Source organism: Cohnella terricola, assembly GCF_007786475.1.
Classification (GTDB): domain Bacteria; phylum Bacillota; class Bacilli; order Paenibacillales; family Paenibacillaceae; genus Cohnella; species Cohnella terricola.
On record NZ_VNJJ01000012.1, the window covers coordinates 84,393 to 102,062 of the forward strand.

Sequence of the window (17,670 nt, forward strand, 5' to 3'; positions counted from 1 at the left end):
AGATTCGCGGAGGATGCCGGGCGAAATGCCCCGGCATCCTCCGCTTTGTTTTTCAAGCCTGGTTTATTTGCCGACTTTTTTAACGACCTCGGTCACGCGCTTCACCCATTCTTCTGGTGTGATCTTGTTGATTGTCAGGGCGTCCGTCGCGTCCATCATCGCTTTATCCACGTCCGCGTTGTACGTGATCGTCGGGATGACGACCGTATCCGGGGATGTCAGGAACTTCGCGGCGTCTTTCACGAAATTCGGAGCGTTCGAATTGCTGATGTCGCCTTTGATATTGGAAGGCGCGCCGCTGAGCTCCGCCCATTGCGAAGCTTGCGCTTTCGAGAAAACGAATTGCAGGAACGCTTTCGCCGCCTCTTTGTTTTTGCCGTTTTTGGCAACTGCGACCGTGGCCGTCGACGTATTCGCTACCACTTTGCCGCCAGCGTCTTGAGTTATAGAAGGAATAAATCCGAAATCGAATCCTTGTGGGACGTCTTTGGACATTTCGTTAGGCAGCCACAGTCCGTTCGGGATAAACGCGTCTTTGTTTTGCAGGAACAGCATTTGCGAATCGGTGTGGTTGATCTGAATAGATGCCTTGTCGATGAAGCCTTTGTCGCGCATGGCCACGATTTTGTTTAATGCCGCCAGAACCGCAGGACTTTCGAAAGCTTCGACCTTGTTGGCCGCCATATCTTGAAGGACGGAGAAATCATTGTTGTTGGCCGAGACGATCGCCGGATACAGGAAAGCGCCATTGATGTAGTAAGGGTATTTGCCGGTATGGATGAACGGTGTTACGCCGTCCGCTTTGATTTTCTCTCCGACTTCCAGGAATGACGAGAAGTCAGTCGGTTCCGTCCAGCCTTTCTCCTTAAACAGCGCCTTGTTCCAGAAAATCCCCCAAGAATTCAGAACAAGCGGGATATTAAAGATTTTGCCATCGTATTGCTGTGGAGGCTGCGCCAAAATGTCGAGAATCAGGTCGCCGTCGACATTCTTCGCGTCTTTCAGCCAATCCGTCAGATCTTCCAGTTGGCCGTCTTCGACCATTTGGCGATCGTTCAGACCAGCTCCGTCGATGTATACGAAATCGGGCGGGTTGCCGCCGATCCAGCGCGGCTTCATTTGATCGTTGATTTTCGGTCCGCCAGACTCGATTACATGCAGATCCGGGTTCGCCGCTTGGAAATCGGCAATGACCTGTTTCCACCACTTGTCTCCATAACCGCCGACAAAATATTGAACTTCGAAATCTCCCGTTAATTTCACGGTATTGTCCGGCGTTTGCGACGCCGGCTCGCTCGCCGATGCCTTAGGCGACGAAGCAGGGGCGGAAGGCGAACTGACCGTTTCCTCTTTCTTCGAACCGCATCCACTGAGCGATACTGCCGCCAGAATAGCCGCGATGCCGATCGCTGCGATTTTTTTCTTTGTAACCATTACAGCAAACCCTCCCACGAATGATGATTGACGCTTTTTTATGAGTTCGCCTCGACGAACCCTAGCGCTTGATTTCATCATAAGTTGGGAGGGCTTTAGCCTCTATTGAATATTTTCCATGAATTCTTGATTATCTTCTAAATCGCGATCGCGTTATCATAAACCGTTATCGCCCGCCCCTTGATTCGGCGAAATGCTGAAGCTGGTCCAACGCTTCTTGGGGGGAGATGTGATCGTAGAGAACCGCGTCGCCTAGCTTGCGAGCGTAGTCCAGTATCCCCTGCCAAGACGGCTCTTGTACAGGGTAGAATTCCGCTTTGTCAAGAGCCTCCAGGTTGCCCTTCATCACCTCATCCCGTTCCGATAATCGAGCGCCAACCGTGGAGGTGACGGGAAGAAATCCTTCCCTCTTGATCATCTCCTCATAGACCGAATCATCGTACAGGAAATCCAAAAATTTGGAGATCGCCTCTTTGTTCGTGTGATCCGTTTTGAAAGAGACAAGCACGTCATGCACGCCGAACGAAATAGGAGGAGATCCGTCCTTAACGGGAATGGGGCCGACTCCCCATTGCAAGTTCGGAAATTCCTTCGGTACGACCGAAGTAAAATAATTGCCCGAGATCATCATTCCAAGCTCGCCTGCGCCGAGTACTCTTTGCTTTTCGTCCCTTGTCGTCACCGTCGGCTCCGGATCGGTCAGCCCTTCGTCGAATAAATCCTTCAGCATGGTCAGCCCCTCGACGTTGCCGGGGGAATTAATCGTCCATTTGCCGTCTTTAATCCATGAACCGCCTGAGCCGAAGAAGACGTAAGACAAATACGCATGCGTCTCGTTGTCCGTCAAGTCGACCCCGAAGCCAGACGCAAGGCCGGTCGCTTTGATTTTGCGCGCTGCCTCTTTGAGCTCCGACCAAGTTTGCGGGGGAGCGTCAATATGGGCTTTACGGAAAAGCTCCTTGTTATAGTAGAGATTGCGCGTCGTGGCGACGTAAGGAATGGCGAACTGCGTATTGTCGATCAAGTCTAGCTTCCTCAGCTTTGGGTTCAGCTTGCCGGCCAGTTCGGGCGAGATGATCTCGTTCATATCGTTCAGCAGGCCATCTTGCGCGAAATGGGCATACACATTCGTGTTCAGCAGATCCGGGGGCTGGTTTTTGCTGATCATCGTCGTATAAATGCCGTCAAGGATATCCCAGTTGGCGACCTGAAGCTCGATCTCGATCATCGGATTTTTCAGTTCGAATTCCTTGACGAGCTTCTCCAATATCGGCTTTGTCTCGGAACTATACTCGGATGCGACAAAGCGAATCAACGCCCTTTTTTCCTTGGGGGCAGCGGAAATCTCCGACTGCGATTTCATGCAGGAGGAAAGCGTAAACGGCAATAAGACGGAGACGGCAACCGTCAGCATCACTCCGCTGCGGCGCAACTGCCGATACGGGGGCGAGGACATGGCGTCCATAATATTCGCATCCTTCCTAAGAAAATAATATCTTGATTACCGGTTATTGATAAATGGGAAAAGCAGCTTTTGGTTTTCAGGCGTGTACATGTTCTTAGAGGTAATGACATTCGATTCTATATAAGTTACGGGTTCCGTGCGATCCCCGCCGATGAGCTTTAAAGCCGTTTTGACCCCCAGGTACCCCAGGTTAAAAGGTTTCTGGACGATGGCGGCGCTTAACGTACCCGACTCCAGCAATTTGATCTCGTCCAGCGAGCTGTCGAATCCGATCAGGGCGACGGAGCCCGCTAGATTCCGATCCTTCAGCGCTCTCGCCGCGCCCAGTGCGGCCGCTTCGTCAAGAGCAATGAACGTGTTCGGAGGCCGCCTCTCTTCGAGAAGCCGTATAGCGATCCGATAGGCTCTCTCTTCCGAACGATCCGCGAAATAAACACCGAGCAGTCCGCCCTCGTATTCACTAAGCGTCTCCGTTAATCCGGATAATCTGGCGCGGGTAATACTCGAGTTCTTGTCATCGCCGATAACCGCGGCCGCCAGATGCCCCTTGGCCTCCTGCGCGGCGGTTCTGCCGGCCATGCGCCCGGACTCCGCGAAATCGTTGGAGACGATCGTAGGCGGCGGATCGAGCTCGAGCGTAGAATCCATGACGACAAGGCGGATGCCGGCATTACGGACTTTGGCAAGCACGCCCGGTATCCGCTCGTCGGCGATCGGCGCAACGACAATCGCGTCCGGCTTGCTTGCGATCAACTCGTCCAGAATGCGGATCTGTTCGTCTGCATCCCCTTCCTGCAACGGTCCTTTGACTTCCAGCCGCGCCCCCTTTTCCTTGGCCGCCGTCTCGGCTCCCTGGCTTACCGCCTGCCAGAAGTCTAGACGAACGTTCAACGATTTTAGGACAACGGTTACGCTCTGCTCCCCGCGTGTCGCGCCGGAAAACCACTTGACATAAACGACGGAATAAACCGCGACGATGATGACGGCCAAGACTAGCCAGAGGGTAAATTGCTGCTTGCGCATATGCGTGCTCCCTTTAATCGAGTTTCGGAATCGTAATCGTCACGCAAGTACCGGATTCGATCTCGCTGCGGATTTGGATGCCGTATTCGTGGCCGAAGTAAAGCTTGATCCGCTCGTTCACGTTGCGAATGCCGATCCCTTCGCTGCCGCTTTCGGCGTTCACGCGAATGCGCGCAAGCTGCTCCGTCGTCATTCCGAGGCCGTTATCCTCAACCTCGAATACGATCTGATCTTTTACCTGCCTGCCGCGGATCGTAATCATCCCGTCGTCCCTGCCGTACATTTTGCGAATGCCGTGGTAGATCGCGTTTTCAACGAACGGCTGCAGAAGAATCTTCAGCGTTTTGAAAGAAAGAATCGATTCGTCGATATCGATGATATAGTCCAGTTCGTCGTTGTATCTCATCTTTTGAATGAGCAAATAGTTGGTGATATGCTCGACTTCCACGCGGATCGGGACAAGCTCCTGATCTTTGGTAATGCTTGCCCGGAACAGCTTGGCCAATGCGGCGGTCATCAGCACGACCTCTTCGTGCTGCTTCTGCTCCGCCATCCAGACGATGGAATCGAGGGTATTGTACAGGAAGTGCGGATTGATCTGCGATTGCAGCAACAATAGCTCGCTCTTGCGCTTGCTTTCTTGGTTGTCGATCATCTCCTGCATCAGAAACTTCGTGCGGCTGACCATCAGATTAAAGGAACGGCCCAATTGCCCGATCTCGTTCATCTGTCCGATCTCGGTCTGAATATCGAAGTTCCCTTTTTCGACCTGCTTCATATCCCTTTGCAGAACTTTAATCGGCTTGGATAGTCTATGGGACAGCCAAACCGACAGCAGCAACGAAATCGTCAAACCGCACAAGGAATACAGCAGAATGGCGTTGCGCAGCACGCGATTGCTGGCGATCAGATCGTCCGTGTAGGCGACGCCCGCGATCTTCCAACCGAAATTCGTATCTTGAACGGAATAGATGCGCTTGCCGTCTCCGTCTTTAGCGACGAACGAAGTGCCGCTGGCCGCTTGAATGACGTCGTCTATACGCTCCGAACGAAGCTTGCTGTCGATCAGCTGCTGCTGGGGATGATAGACGATCGTTCCTTGATTATCGACGATAAATAAATAACCTTTTTTACCCAGATTGATATTGTTGCAAATATCGTTAATGACGCTTAGATTAAGATCGACGAGAAAAACGCCCTCCGCCTTGATCCCGTCCGTGCTTTTCAGTTCGCGGCTTAAGGATACGACCCAGCGGTATTCGTCCGCTATAATATTTTGCACGTGCGGCGCGGATATGACGGATTTGCCGCGTTCCCGTTGCGCCATCTTGAACCATTCCTGATCCTCCGGCTTCGCGTTCGGATTCACCGTCGTAATCCGGCGATCGGATACGGCCCGGCCGTTATAACCGAATACCATGATCGAGGCGATGTCCTTACGCGTGTACAAAATCGCCTGGAACAGATCGGATATGCGTTTCTCGTAAATTCGGCGATTCTCCGCGCTGATAAAGCTGTTGTCGGAAATATAGTATTTGACGTCTTTGTTCGTGAGGGCGAGAAGGGAAATGTTCTCCATGTTGTCGACGTAGGATTGGATATTCATATTGACCTGCTTGATGATTTCCTCGATGTAGCCATTGGAATTTCGTTCGACCGCATCGACCGACGCTCGATAACTCAATAAGCTTGTCAGCAAAATCGCCGATAGAATGAGCAGGGAAAAGGCAAGCGAAATATTCGATTGTATCGTTTTAAACGGAAAAAGGGGAATGCGGAACTTGCTTTCGATCGGCATTTTACGCTCCGCTCTCCTTTATTTGTTTTTCGCGATAGTCTTTCGGGGTCATGCCGGTATGCTTCTTGAACAGAATGCTGAAGTAGTTGGGATCCTTGTACCCGACTTGTTCGGCGATCTCGTAAAATTTAAGCGCCGTATGGTGGAGAAGCTCCTTCGCTTTGGCGATTCGGATACCGGTTAAATATTCGATAAACGTGACCCCAGTATGCTGCTTGAATACGAGGCTGAAGTAACTTGTGCTCATTAGCGCATGGCGGCATAAATCCTGCAGCGACATTTTGTCGTTCGCGTAGTTCGTCTCGATATACTCCACGGCGCGATGGATTTGCATACGGGTCAATCTGCTGCGGTTGTCGGCGATCGCGGAGACGATCGCGTTCACCGCTTCCTTTAGCCACGTCTCGATCTCGTCCAACGTCTTGAAACGGTATACGTCCGTCAAGCTCATCTGAAATGCGATAGAGGTTTCCCGTTCGTCCACCGCAAGCTCCTGCATCGAATTTATTAAGGATAAAACGATTTTCTGCACCAGAAGAAAACATCCGTCGATCGGAGCATGCGAACTTTTCAGTTCAGCAATACCATTCTCGATCAGTTGATGGGCCTCTTGCACGGAGCCCGTTTTGACGGCTGAAGCCAGCTTGCGGTCCCAGTCCGGATTTTCAGCCAACGAAATCGACGGTTTACCCTCGATGTCCAATATGCTGAGCACGCGGTTTTTGCCGAGCAGCAGCCGGTAATCCAGTACGGATAAGGCGCTCTTATAAGCGTCCGGCAGCCGCTCGAGCTGCGCGCATGCTCTGCCAATCCCGATCGTGACGGTAAACTTCAAATATTTCTCGATATGATAACGGACTTCCTCCGCATGAGAATAGACCTGCTCATATAATAAGCTTTCGTTCTCCTGGCCGGACACGATCGCGACCATCCGTTCTTCGCGCGTCCGAAACAAGAGAATATGATCTTTCGCAAGCGTCTCCTTGAATATATCGTACGCGGCGAATCGTAAAAATTCGGCGTCATGCTCATACGAACGAAATTCCCGTTCTCCGAAATCATCGATATCGACGACCATGACGAGATAGAGAGGGGAGACCGGAGGAAGATCGAAATACGCAAAACCCTCGGCAATCTCCGCTCGGCCCAAGCCAACCGCCGCGAGACGTTCGAGAAAACGTTCCTTAAGCAGCGGCAGGCTCATCTTCAATTGGCTATTCAGTCGGCCCAGATCCTCTCGCCGTCTAGCCTCCTCGTCCATCTCGGATCTTACCTTTTCGAGCAGCCGGCGAATTTCTTGCGCTGTAATCGGTTTCAAAATAAAGTCGGAAACTTTAAGCCGTATCGCTTGCTGCGCGTACTCAAACTCGTCGAATCCCGTTAAAATAATCATCTTAATGTAAGGATATTGCGCCGCGATCAGCCCTGCGAGCTCCAATCCGTCCATGAAGGGCATGCTGATGTCCGAGATGACTAGCTCCGGTTTGTATAGCTCGACCGCTTCCCAGGCTTCTCGGCCGTTCGCGTAATCGCCGATCAGCTCGAAGCCGTGCTCCGCCCAGTCGATCGTATTTTTTAATCCGACCCGCACGACCGCTTCATCGTCGACGATAATGACTTTGTACATCCTCTGCCACCCGCCTGAAACATAGAGTATAAGCGCTTTAACAGATCAATTATGCCTGAAAATTGTTCTATTGACAAAGATTGAGTAAAAAATGGGGTTATCTTCCGGATCCGTCCCCGGAGATAACCCCAACTTCCGTTATTTCACGATAAATTTGGTGCGGCTGTGACCTTCCTTCGTTTTGCTGACTTCGAGCGCGGCCGGGAACGCCATCTTCAGCTCCTGTACGTGGGAGATGACGCCGATCATGCGTCCCGCCCGCTGCAGATCGATCAACGTCGCGATCGCCTTGTTCAGCGAATCTTCGTCGAGAGAGCCGAAGCCTTCGTCGATAAACATCATCTCGATGGAGACGCCGCCTTGATAGGATTGGATGACGTCGGTCATCCCGAGCGCAAGACATAACGAAGCGTTGAATTTCTCGCCGCCGGACATCGATTTGACGTCGCGATTCTGTCCCGTATACGCGTCGTAGACGTCCAGTCCCAGACCGCTCTGTTTGCCCCTCGATTCAAGCCGGTCGCTGCGTTCCAGCCTGAACTGACCGTTGGACAGATCGTTTAGCCTCGCATTCGCCGCATAAAGAATTTGCTCCAGAAATTCGATCAAAATATAGCGCTCGAAGGAGATTTTCAAAACATTATCGCCCTTCAGCATCTGATAGATATCGGACACTTGTTCCAGCTTCTGCTCGATCTCCCGGAATTGCTCCGTTGCTTTGGCAATCGCTTCAAGCAAACGCTTCGCTTCCGCTTCGTACCGCTGTACGGAATGAAGCTCGGAGACGACTTGCTCCAGCTCCCGCTTCAGTTCTTCCAGCGCTTCCTGCAGCGCCTCGGCAGCGGGACGCTGCTTGCCTTCCAATTCCTTCTCCAGATCGGCGATCTGCTGCAGGAGAGCGGCCTGCCGCGCTTTGAACTCGTCCAATCGTCGAACCAGATTGTTCTTGTCCGCTTCGGACATGATCGCGGAACGGTAATCTTCAATCGTCCCGAAGCCGCTTCGCGACAGCTCGTCATCGAACCGATCGGAGGCTTGCTTGCCGATCTCCGCGGCTTCCTCCAACTGACTGGCCGTCTGTACGGCGTTCGTCTTCTCTTCCACCAGCTTGGCCTGCATTGTCCGAAGCTGCCGCTGCGCTTCCTGCCAAGCGGCGATCAGCAAGTTCGCTCGCGAAGTTTGATCGTTGATTCTGGCCATCAAATCGTTAGGCGATCTTAAATTCTCGGGAATACGGCCTAGCTCATTCTCAAGGACCGATTGTTTTGTATTCCGGTCTACGGAAAGCCGATGCTGCTCGGCAAGCAGCAGCTCCCGATCCGATTGAAGCTTCTCGAGCTGCCTTTCGAGCTTATCCGCCGATTGCCGGTAATTCTGAACGGCCTCGGTCTGCTGCTTCGACCGATCGGTTGCGATTCGGAGCGTCTTGCCCTCCGCTTCCACGTGCGACAATTGATCCGTATAAGGTTCATCGGTAATTCCGTATTCCGCGATCGGTTCGGCTTTGCCGCTTCGTCCGGCATTCGCCGCGGCGGCTTGGGCTTTGGCCTCGCTCAGCTCGGTTTCCGCTTGGCGCAGCCTGTCTTTGGCGGCTTGCAGCTCTTCCCGCGAAGGGATGCTTCCGCCGGCGGACGATGCTTTATCCGGATGCTGGACACTGCCGCAGACCGGACAAGGCTGTCCGTCATGCAGATGGGCCGCAAGCAATCCGGCTTGCCCTTCGAACCAAAGCGATTCGATCCGATCATGCTCAGACTTGAGTCCCGACGCAACGCGTTCCAATTCGGCTTCGTGTTTGGCATATTCCGCAAACCGCTTGTCCAGTTCATCCAATTCCTTCAGCAGCTTGTATTTATTCCGCATCCGCTCGACCTGCTGCATCAAGTCGGGAAGCTTCGCCGCTTCCGTCTCCGCTTCTTTCACCTGCTCGGCCAAACTCCGCTTCTCTTCCCGCAGGCTTTCCAGCTGCCGCTCGAGCGACTCGCGCCTCGCCGATGCCGACTGCTCTTCCGCGGCCAGTCGCTCGAGCTCGAGCCTGCGCTCATCGAGCGTCCGCACGATCGGCTGGAGCTCGGCGAGCCGAGCCAGCTCCCGATCGGCCTCTTTGCGCTCCGCGTCGCGCGACTCCTCGCTTCGATATCGCTCCTCGGCCGAGGCGAACTCCCGCTCCGCCTCCGCCAACTCGAGCAGCTTGCGCTCATTCGAGCTTCGCTTCAATTCCAATTGTTTCGCCGCGGCGAGCGCCTGCTCCTCGTACGGCACGATTCTGGCTGCTTGCTCCGCGAGCCGGAGCAGGCGCTCGCTCTCGGCGACTTCCGCTTTCCGCAGCTCCATCTGTTCGAGCTGCGTCCGTTTCTCCGCAAGCTGCGCGAAGCGGCCTTCAAGCGCAAGAGCCTCCCGCAGCGCCGCTTCTTGCGCTTGCTGCCTCGCTTCCAAGGACTGTTTCGCGCGGTTAATATCGGTTGCGCGCTCTCCGTAATAAGCGATTTCCTGCTCGAGCCCTTCAGACACCTGTATCATACTGCTATACTCTTGACGCAGCGTTGCCTCGAGCAAGCTCCCCTCCCGCTGAGGCAGCGTTTCCTGAGCTTGTTTCGCGTACACGTCTTGCAGCGTCTTGGCTTGTTTGAGCACGTCCTGAAGCTCGCGGTTATGGCGGTGAAATCTTTCTTCTATTTTCTGATAGAATCCCGTACGGAAAATGCGGCGCAAAATGTCCTCTTTATTTTCCGTGTCGGACGTAAGAAGCTTGCGAAATTCACCCTGCGGCAGCATGACGATCTGACCGAACTGTTCCCTGGTCAAGCCGAGCAGCGATTCGATCTTCGCCCCCACGTCCGACACGGTAAACCGGTCCACGCAAGGCGTCTCGGTTCCCGTAGTCGTCTCGTACAGCTCGATTTTGCCGCCCGTCTCGTTCTTGTTCGACCCACGGCGATGCGCCATCTGCCGGAAAACCCGATAAGTCCGCGAGCCCGCGGCAAAATGAAAATCCACCGCGGTATGTACGTCCTCCTCGGCGAAATGGCTCCTTAGCATCCGCGTCTCAGACCGGTCCTCTCCGCTTGCGCTTCCGTAAAGCGCGAAGCAGATCGCATCGAAGATCGTCGTCTTACCCGCCCCCGTATTGCCGGAAATGACGAACAGGCGCTGATCTCCGAGCAAGCCGAAATCGATCGTCTCCGTGTCGCGGTACGGACCGAAGGCGGTCATGCTGATTTTTAACGGCTTCATACGGCCCCTCCTTCCTCGCGAAGCACGTCCGCGTAGGCTTCGGAGAACAACTGCCGCTTCTCTTCCGACAGCGGCATCCCCTTCACTTCCCGATAGAACGAAGCGAACAGAGAGACCGGATCGGCTTCCCTTCTTGCCTGGCCCGCTCCCGGTTCTCCCTCGTCCGCGATCGCTTGCGGGGTCGCCGCCCTGCGTTCGACATGAAGCGCGTTCGGATAAACCGCGCGAACTTTTTCCATCGGGAACAGCACCGGGTTATCGTTAAGCAGCGTTACGAAAACATAATCCTCGCAAACCGGATGGCGCTCGATTTCCTCTATCGGAGCGACGATTCGACGCATGTCCCGCAAGGGCTTCAGCTCTCTTTTGTCCACGGTCACGTTTCCTGATTCATCCAATTCGATCACGAGAAACCCTTTGCGATGCGTTTCTTCGGAAATCGAATATTTGAGCGGAGAGCCGGAATAGCGGATTTTCTCATTGGATACATGATGGGCCTGGTGCAAATGTCCGAGAGCGGTGTAGTGAAATGGATTGAAATAATCCGCGTTCACGTATTCCGCGCCCCCGATCGATAGCGGACGTTCGGATTGGCTCGTATTCTCTTCCGGTCTCGCGCCCGGCGTTACGAAAGCATGCCCTACGAACACATGGCGAGCCGCGGGGTCCATCCCGGCCCCGATCCGTTCGACGATCACTTTCATCGCGTCATCGTGGGAGCGAATCTCCTCATCCCCGAAGACGTAGCGGACCTGTGCAGGATCCGCATAAGGCACAAGATGAAAATGTACTTCTCCGAACTCGTCCTTTACGACGACCGGTTTAAACACGGGCTTCAACTGGCCGACCAGGTGCAGTCCTCTAGCTTCCATGATCGCCGTGCCGAACGACAGACGATCCGGGCTGTCATGATTGCCCGATACGGCAAGCAGCGGCGTGTTCAAGCCGATGACGATTCTCTCGAACAGCTCGTCCAGCAGTTCGACCGCTTCCGTAGGAGGAATCGCCCGATCGTACAGATCGCCGGCGATGATAACCGCATCCGGCCGCTCTCTCTCGATCGTTTCTATTAATTGTTCCAAGACGTATCTCTGATCATCGGTCATGTATACGCCTTGAACGAGCTTTCCCAGATGCCAATCGGCGGTATGTATAAATTTCATAGCGAAACGCCTCCTTCAATCCGTCCGTTCTAAAGCCGGTTACTTCTATTTTAATCTATCGGAGAGGCGAATGGGAGTTCTCTTCGAAATCCGTGCCTGAGCGCCATCAGAAAAAAAAGCGCCGGCTCACGATGTTATCATGAAACCGGCGCTTATTCGATCGTTTCCACATATCCATTCAAATAGAGTCTCTATTAGGAAGCCACGTTAATTGATGAAATGGAGCTGCTATTCAGGAAGCGCGTGTCATTTGCGACGAGCCGTTCGCTCTATGCCATCAGCGATTGCTTTGTACAGTTGGTGCGGCAGGTCGTGTCCCATGCCGTCAACCAACATTAGTTCAGCGCCCGGGATGGCAGCAGCCGTGTCCTCTCCACACGCCGGGACGAACAGGGGGTCGTCCACTCCATGAATGACAAGTGCTTGTACTTTTATGGTCCCCAGCCGCGAACGACGGTCACCGGAGACAGCGATCGCAGCAATTTGTCGTCCGATACTGCCTGGATCGTAGGCTCGCCGGACTTCCTCCAGAATGAGCGCCCGATAAGCGTCCTCTTCAAACGGATAGCCAGTGCCGGCGATGCGTTTGGCAAAAGAGAGGCTGTGCGCCAAAAACCCTGCTTCATCCTCAAATGGATTCGGCGCCGGTTTAGTCATCAATGCCATGACATCCGGGGGAGATTGCGGAAGGTCGGGATTACCTGAACTGGACATAATCGAGGTGAGCGATAACACCCGTTCAGGGTACTCACTGGCTGCAATCTGGGCGATCATTCCGCCCATTGACCTGCCAACGAAATGTGCCCGGTCAATTGAAAGGGCGTCGAGCAGTCCGATAGCGTCGCCTGCCATATCATCGAGAGTGTAAGGGATGTCCGGTCGTTGTCCCGACATGAGAGCAGCCGCTAGTGCGTCAAAATCCAGCGTCCGATAATGGCTAAAGTGTGTCGAGCAACCTACGTCGCGATTGTCAAAGCGGATCACCCGAAAGCCCCGCGATGCCAATATTTCACAAAACGGAACCGTCCATCGGATCATCTGGGTTCCAAGCCCGGCGATTAGGATAATCGCTTCGTCATTTTCGTTACCGAAACTATCATAGGCCAACTCAACACCGTTGACTTTCAGAATGTTCATGATCATGTTCTCCTTCAATTAATTCGGTATCGGAAGTTCTGTTATTTTAATTTTTTACGCCTCCGCATGCTTTCATTCATAAGTTCCCTTCAGGGAATGCATTAGCGGCTAATCTTTTGATGTGGTTTCTGATATCAGGTGCCCAGTCATCGATGAAATGGTAAAACCGATCCAAATCACCAGCATACAGTGCCCGCAGAGCTTCTTCGTATTGATGGAAGTTCCCGGCCATAGCTGTCATAAAGTTATATGTTGCTTCTTGTGACTCTCGGAGATTGCTCTGTTTATCTCCAGCTCGGCGAGCCTCATCAATGAGTTTTCGTAATGTTACCGACGCCCCTCCAGGTTGACCCTTGAGCCATTCCCAATGCCGTGGCAATAACGTAACCTCACCGGATACAACCCCCAGCTTGGGTCGACCGACCTGCCGTGTAGGCTGGCGATTCATTTCCGTACCAGGCAAGTCGCCAGACGGTTCTCCTAATCGTTTAAGCACTTCATCTGTCTTCCCACGAAAATCAACATCTATTTGCTTCCCTGTGGAATCGTCAAATATATGCAGCTGTGCGAGGTCTCTGTCATCCAGAGTATCCTTCACTGTAGAAACAACGTGCTGTAACGAACCGCTGGCGACGACTCCCACACCCAAAAATGCCGTGTAGTAAAATCGCGTTAGGTCATTACTCATGTTGACCTCCTCTCTGAACACCTCACCAATTATACCCGGATAAAATTAAGAAATCAATATTACCCGGGTAAAATATATCTTATCGTTCGGTATGGAGGGAAAAAATGCAAAAGACACGGCCTAAGAGGAACCGCGCTGTTGAGGGCTAGTGTTTGTTTTAAGTTGTACATGCTGTGTTTTGTCGTAAAACTGCCCGTTACTATTAGACTGAAATATACATCGACGTCTTATCCCGTACACATCGTTTGGTTCGACTTGAATATATTGATTAATACACATCCTTTTAATCTAAAGCGATAGGGGGTTGCCCATGAATCATCCCTCGTTCATTTTGTCGCGGGAAGACTGGTCGCTTCACCGCAAAGGCTACCAAGATCAAGCCCGCCATCAACAGAAAGTCCGGGAAGCGATCAAACAGAACTTGCCCGATCTCGTTTCCGAAGAAAATATCGTCATGTCCGATGGGCGCCAGATTATAAAAATTCCGATCCGCAGCCTCGACGAATACCGCTTCGTGTTCAATACGAACAAGAAAAAACACGTCGGCCAAGGCGACGGAGACAGCCAGGTCGGGGACGTGCTCGGCGTCGACCCGACGCCGGCAGGAGGCAAAGGTGACGGCGCGGGGTCCGACCCCGGCGAAGACGTCGTCGAAGCCGAAATCTCCATCGCCGAGCTGGAGACGATGCTGTTCGAGGAATTGGAGTTGCCTTATCTAAAGAAAAAAGACAAACAGCAAATCGAAGTCAAAGACGTGAGGTTTACCGATGTGCGCCGCAAAGGAATCATGTCCAACATCGACAAGAAACGAACGATTCTCGAGAACCTGCGCCGTAATTCCCGGGACGGGCGCGCCGAGATCGGAGGCATATCCCCGGACGATCTTCGGTTCAAGACGTGGGAAGAAATCGTGAAGCCGCAGAACAACGCGGTCATTCTGGCAATGATGGATACGTCCGGCTCGATGGGTTCCTTCGAAAAATACTGCGCAAGATCGTTCTTCTTCTGGATGTCCCGCTTCCTGCGGCGGCAATACGAGAAGGTCGACATCGTCTTCATCGCGCACCATACGGAAGCGAAGGAAGTAACGGAGGAGGAGTTCTTCACCCGGGGTGAGAGCGGCGGCACAATCTGCTCGTCCGCCTACGTGAAGGCGCTGGAGATTATCGACAGCCGCTATCCGCCGTCGCTGTACAACATTTATCCGTTCCACTTCTCGGACGGAGACAATCTGACGAGCGATAACGAACGGTGCGTCCGGCTGATCAAGGAGCTGCTGGAGCGCTCGAACATTTTCGGATACGGGGAAGTGAACCAGTACAACCGCAGCAGCACTCTGATGTCGGCTTACAAACACCTTGAGCATCAGCAGTTCCTTTATTACGTGATTAAGGAGAAGGGTGAGATTTACAACGCTCTGAAGACGTTTTTCCGGAAAAGGAATTTTGCGGGGTAATCTAATTACAACCTTAGTTCGGTACTCTATTGGTCTAAGGTTGTTTAACATGAAAAATCCCCATTGAGTAGACTGTTGTGCTCTTCTTTAGCACTTGTCTACTCGAAGGGGATCTTATCATGAAAGGCTCCATAATAACTTGATAGTCTCGAACCCTATTTTTATGTTCCCTTAAGTTTAAGTCCCTACGTATTCCCCATCTTTAAATTTGCCTACCCTATACACACTGCCATTGCTATACATCTTTCCATATCCATCGAATTTCCCGTCCTTAAAGTTCCCTTCGTAGTAAAGTTGACCATTCATATATTGTTTGCCTTGACCATACAGTTTGCTATCGATGAAGTTCCCTTCCTGATACAGTTCATTTTTACCTTCATATATCTTCCCTTTTCCATTAAACTTACTATTATTCATTTCTCCCTCGTAGAATAATGAGCCGTCTTGATTATAGTATTTACCTGTTCCGTAAATAATTAAATCATTACCGTTCAAACCTCGATACATATACCCCTCATACAGAATGTTACCATTTGCGTGATAGGTTGTTCCCGTACCATCAGGCATCCCATTTCTAAAATTGCCACTATAGATCAAATTCCCGTTGTTATCATAAAATTTCCCTGTACCGTCGTATTTGTTTCTGTACCAATACCCCTCATATCTTAGTTTCCCATTACTGTAATACTCTTTATCATAACCATTTTTTTCTTGATCATGTGTGCTTGGTGTTGATGTATTTGGTATTGATGTGCTTGGTGTTGATGTGCTTGCTGTTGATGTGCTTGGTGTTGATGTATTGTTTTTATATTTGGATGTAGGTGTAACAATATCCCTTACAACAACGCCATCTTTTTTCTCAACTTGGAGTGCTATACTACCATCTTTGTCATATTGAGTGTATATCCCTGTTTCCTTATCATCTACATATTCAGTTTGGATCGAGAGTACTCCATCATTATAGCTCCTAGATACTCCAGATAACTTACCATTTACATAGTACGAATCGTGCGTGATTTGACCCTCAGAATTGTAACTAATACGTTCCCCGTCTAACAAACCGTTATTATAGTTAGCGACTACTTTGTGACCATCATCATAGAAAGTAGTCCCTTTACCATCAAATTTTAACTCTTTAAGTCCTCCTTCATACCGGATAGGGTAAACGGACTTAGAGAGGAACGAATCCCCGTTCTTATATTCAGGTACATAATAGTTTATGACAAATTGTCCATTAGGCCAGTTATCCTTAAAAGTGCCTTCATACTTATCATCTAGACGATACCAGATTCCTTTACCCTCTTTTTTACCGTTCTTAAATTCACCCTCATAAATAAGTTTGTTATTAGAATTTATAATTTTACCTTGACCATCTGCTTTACCATCTTTCAATTCTCCTATATAATTCGGACTGCTTTTTGTATAAATACTACTATCGCTAATCGCTATAACGTTATCCTTATGCGTTACACTTCTACCCGTAGCTTCTCCAACAAACCTAAGAGGGACGAAGGTATTGCCTTGGATAGTACTCGGTGCCACAGTAAGATTTTGCTTTTTATCGTTTACATAAGCAACTTTATCGCCAATTGTAAGCTTAATCGTTAATCCATCTTTGATGCCAGTTACAGTTTTAGTCTTTTGATCCCAGCCAATTGATAAGCCTAATTCTTCAAATATGGGTCTGAACTGAATCAGCGTTGTTCCTTGCGTTATGATTGGGTCTACATCAAATTGAATCTTTTTCCCATCAATCTCCACTTGAATCGGCTTATCCGCTGCGTTAACAGTCAATGGAATACAGAAGCAAATCATAACGATTACTAACGAGATCAATTTTCTCACGATATATCCAACTCCTTCTAGTGCAAATTTATATTTTTCGTAAATGCTAAGTTCTTTAATCTGGAAATGGGTGTATCTAACTACTTCTGCCCTCCTTATAAGCCCATCGAATATTTTAGAAGAAAAAAACAGTACAATTTATACACTAACCATACCACTCTCACCTAAATTCCGACAAATACTTACTCAATTCCCAAACAAAAACCACCCTTTCGAGTGGTCAATAAACAATCTTAATTTAATCATTTGCGACAGAAAATATGAGGATCCTACCAAGAGTAAATGGCTGTTTTTCTGCTGGATGTCCCGTTTCTTGAGGCGACAATACTAGGAAGTCGACATCGTCTTCATTGCGCACCATACGGAAGCGAAAGAGGTAAGAGGAATTCTTCACCCGGGGAGCGAGCGGCGGCACGATCTGCTCGTCCGCTTACGTAAAAGCGCTGGAAATTATCGACAGTCGCTATCCGCCATCGCTGTACAACATTTATCCGTTCGACTTCTCGGACGGAGACAATCTAACGAGCGACAACGAACGATGCGTCCGGCTGATCAAGGAATTGCTGGAGCGCTCGAACATATTCGGATACGGGGAAGTAAACCAGTAACCGCAGCAGCACCCTGATATCGGCGTACAAACACCTTGAGCATCAGCAGTTCCTTTATTATGTGATTAAGGAGAAGAGTGAAATTTATAACGCTCTGAAGACGTTTTTCCGGAAAAGGGAAAATGCGGTCTAAATCCCTGCAAAGTAAAGCGATCGTCGCCATTCTCCACCGGCCAACAATCGCTTTCTTCG

The 17,670-nt window shown here is 51.0% G+C and carries 11 protein-coding genes and 1 pseudogene; 2 read left to right on the forward strand and 10 right to left on the reverse strand.

Going from position 1 to position 17,670, the window contains the following annotated elements:
• Nucleotides 1–63: 63 nt before the first annotated feature.
• From FPZ45_RS18725 to FPZ45_RS18765, 9 genes are all read right to left on the reverse strand, one after another.
• Nucleotides 64–1,434, reverse strand: a complete 1,371-nt coding sequence (locus FPZ45_RS18725) for an ABC transporter substrate-binding protein (protein WP_144705289.1) — start codon at nucleotides 1,432–1,434, stop codon at nucleotides 64–66.
• 166 nt (nucleotides 1,435–1,600) lie between these two features.
• Nucleotides 1,601–2,899 carry an extracellular solute-binding protein gene (locus FPZ45_RS18730; protein ID WP_144705291.1) on the reverse strand — a complete coding sequence of 433 codons (1,299 nt, stop codon included), beginning with the start codon at nucleotides 2,897–2,899 and terminating at the stop codon, nucleotides 1,601–1,603.
• 36 nt (nucleotides 2,900–2,935) lie between these two features.
• A complete protein-coding gene (locus FPZ45_RS18735) occupies nucleotides 2,936–3,922 on the reverse strand; it encodes a substrate-binding domain-containing protein (protein ID WP_144705293.1) in 987 nt (328 codons plus the stop codon).
• Nucleotides 3,923–3,935: 13 nt separating this feature from the next.
• Nucleotides 3,936–5,720 carry a cache domain-containing sensor histidine kinase gene (locus tag FPZ45_RS18740; protein ID WP_144705295.1) on the reverse strand — a complete coding sequence of 595 codons (1,785 nt, stop codon included), beginning with the start codon at nucleotides 5,718–5,720 and terminating at the stop codon, nucleotides 3,936–3,938.
• Between the two features lies 1 nt (nucleotide 5,721).
• A complete protein-coding gene (locus FPZ45_RS18745; protein WP_144705297.1) occupies nucleotides 5,722–7,347 on the reverse strand; it encodes a response regulator transcription factor in 1,626 nt (541 codons plus the stop codon).
• Between the two features lie 138 nt (nucleotides 7,348–7,485).
• Entirely contained in the window at nucleotides 7,486–10,581 is a 3,096-nt protein-coding gene (locus FPZ45_RS18750) for an AAA family ATPase (protein ID WP_144705299.1), read from the reverse strand.
• Nucleotides 10,578–11,744, reverse strand: coding sequence for an exonuclease SbcCD subunit D (locus tag FPZ45_RS18755; RefSeq protein ID WP_144705301.1), 1,167 nt, complete (start codon nucleotides 11,742–11,744; stop codon nucleotides 10,578–10,580). Before FPZ45_RS18755 ends, FPZ45_RS18750 begins: the two co-directional genes overlap by 4 nt.
• A gap of 246 nt (nucleotides 11,745–11,990) precedes the next feature.
• Nucleotides 11,991–12,881, reverse strand: a complete 891-nt coding sequence (locus FPZ45_RS18760) for an alpha/beta fold hydrolase (RefSeq protein WP_144705303.1) — start codon at nucleotides 12,879–12,881, stop codon at nucleotides 11,991–11,993.
• Nucleotides 12,882–12,957: 76 nt separating this feature from the next.
• Nucleotides 12,958–13,569 carry a DUF2239 family protein gene (locus FPZ45_RS18765; RefSeq protein ID WP_144705305.1) on the reverse strand — a complete coding sequence of 204 codons (612 nt, stop codon included), beginning with the start codon at nucleotides 13,567–13,569 and terminating at the stop codon, nucleotides 12,958–12,960.
• A gap of 310 nt (nucleotides 13,570–13,879) precedes the next feature.
• Here FPZ45_RS18765 and yhbH point away from each other — a divergent pair, with 310 nt between their 5' ends.
• Nucleotides 13,880–15,025, forward strand: coding sequence for a sporulation protein YhbH (yhbH, locus tag FPZ45_RS18770; protein WP_144705307.1), 1,146 nt, complete (start codon nucleotides 13,880–13,882; stop codon nucleotides 15,023–15,025).
• 177 nt (nucleotides 15,026–15,202) lie between these two features.
• Here the strand turns inward: yhbH and FPZ45_RS18775 are convergent, their stop codons facing one another.
• Nucleotides 15,203–16,870 (reverse strand): stalk domain-containing protein, encoded by a 1,668-nt coding sequence (locus tag FPZ45_RS18775; protein ID WP_144705309.1) that lies wholly within the window; start codon nucleotides 16,868–16,870, stop codon nucleotides 15,203–15,205.
• 289 nt (nucleotides 16,871–17,159) lie between these two features.
• Here FPZ45_RS18775 and FPZ45_RS18780 point away from each other — a divergent pair.
• Nucleotides 17,160–17,611: pseudogene (locus FPZ45_RS18780) on the forward strand (DUF444 family protein); the annotation flags it as partial.
• Nucleotides 17,612–17,670 lie beyond the last annotated feature (59 nt).

Bases quoted from the DNA above. Each gene is read 5' to 3' on its own strand.
- FPZ45_RS18725 (WP_144705289.1), bottom strand. From the start codon at position 1,434: ATGGTTACAAAGAAAAAAATCGCAGCGATCGGCATCGCGGCTATTCTG.
- FPZ45_RS18730 (WP_144705291.1), bottom strand. From the start codon at position 2,899: ATGGACGCCATGTCCTCGCCCCCGTATCGGCAGTTGCGCCGCAGCGGA.
- FPZ45_RS18735 (WP_144705293.1), bottom strand. From the start codon at position 3,922: ATGCGCAAGCAGCAATTTACCCTCTGGCTAGTCTTGGCCGTCATCATC.
- FPZ45_RS18740 (WP_144705295.1), bottom strand. From the start codon at position 5,720: ATGCCGATCGAAAGCAAGTTCCGCATTCCCCTTTTTCCGTTTAAAACG.
- FPZ45_RS18745 (WP_144705297.1), bottom strand. From the start codon at position 7,347: ATGTACAAAGTCATTATCGTCGACGATGAAGCGGTCGTGCGGGTCGGA.
- FPZ45_RS18750 (WP_144705299.1), bottom strand. From the start codon at position 10,581: ATGAAGCCGTTAAAAATCAGCATGACCGCCTTCGGTCCGTACCGCGAC.
- FPZ45_RS18755 (WP_144705301.1), bottom strand. From the start codon at position 11,744: ATGAAATTTATACATACCGCCGATTGGCATCTGGGAAAGCTCGTTCAA.
- FPZ45_RS18760 (WP_144705303.1), bottom strand. From the start codon at position 12,881: ATGAACATTCTGAAAGTCAACGGTGTTGAGTTGGCCTATGATAGTTTC.
- FPZ45_RS18765 (WP_144705305.1), bottom strand. From the start codon at position 13,569: ATGAGTAATGACCTAACGCGATTTTACTACACGGCATTTTTGGGTGTG.
- yhbH (WP_144705307.1), top strand. From the start codon at position 13,880: ATGAATCATCCCTCGTTCATTTTGTCGCGGGAAGACTGGTCGCTTCAC.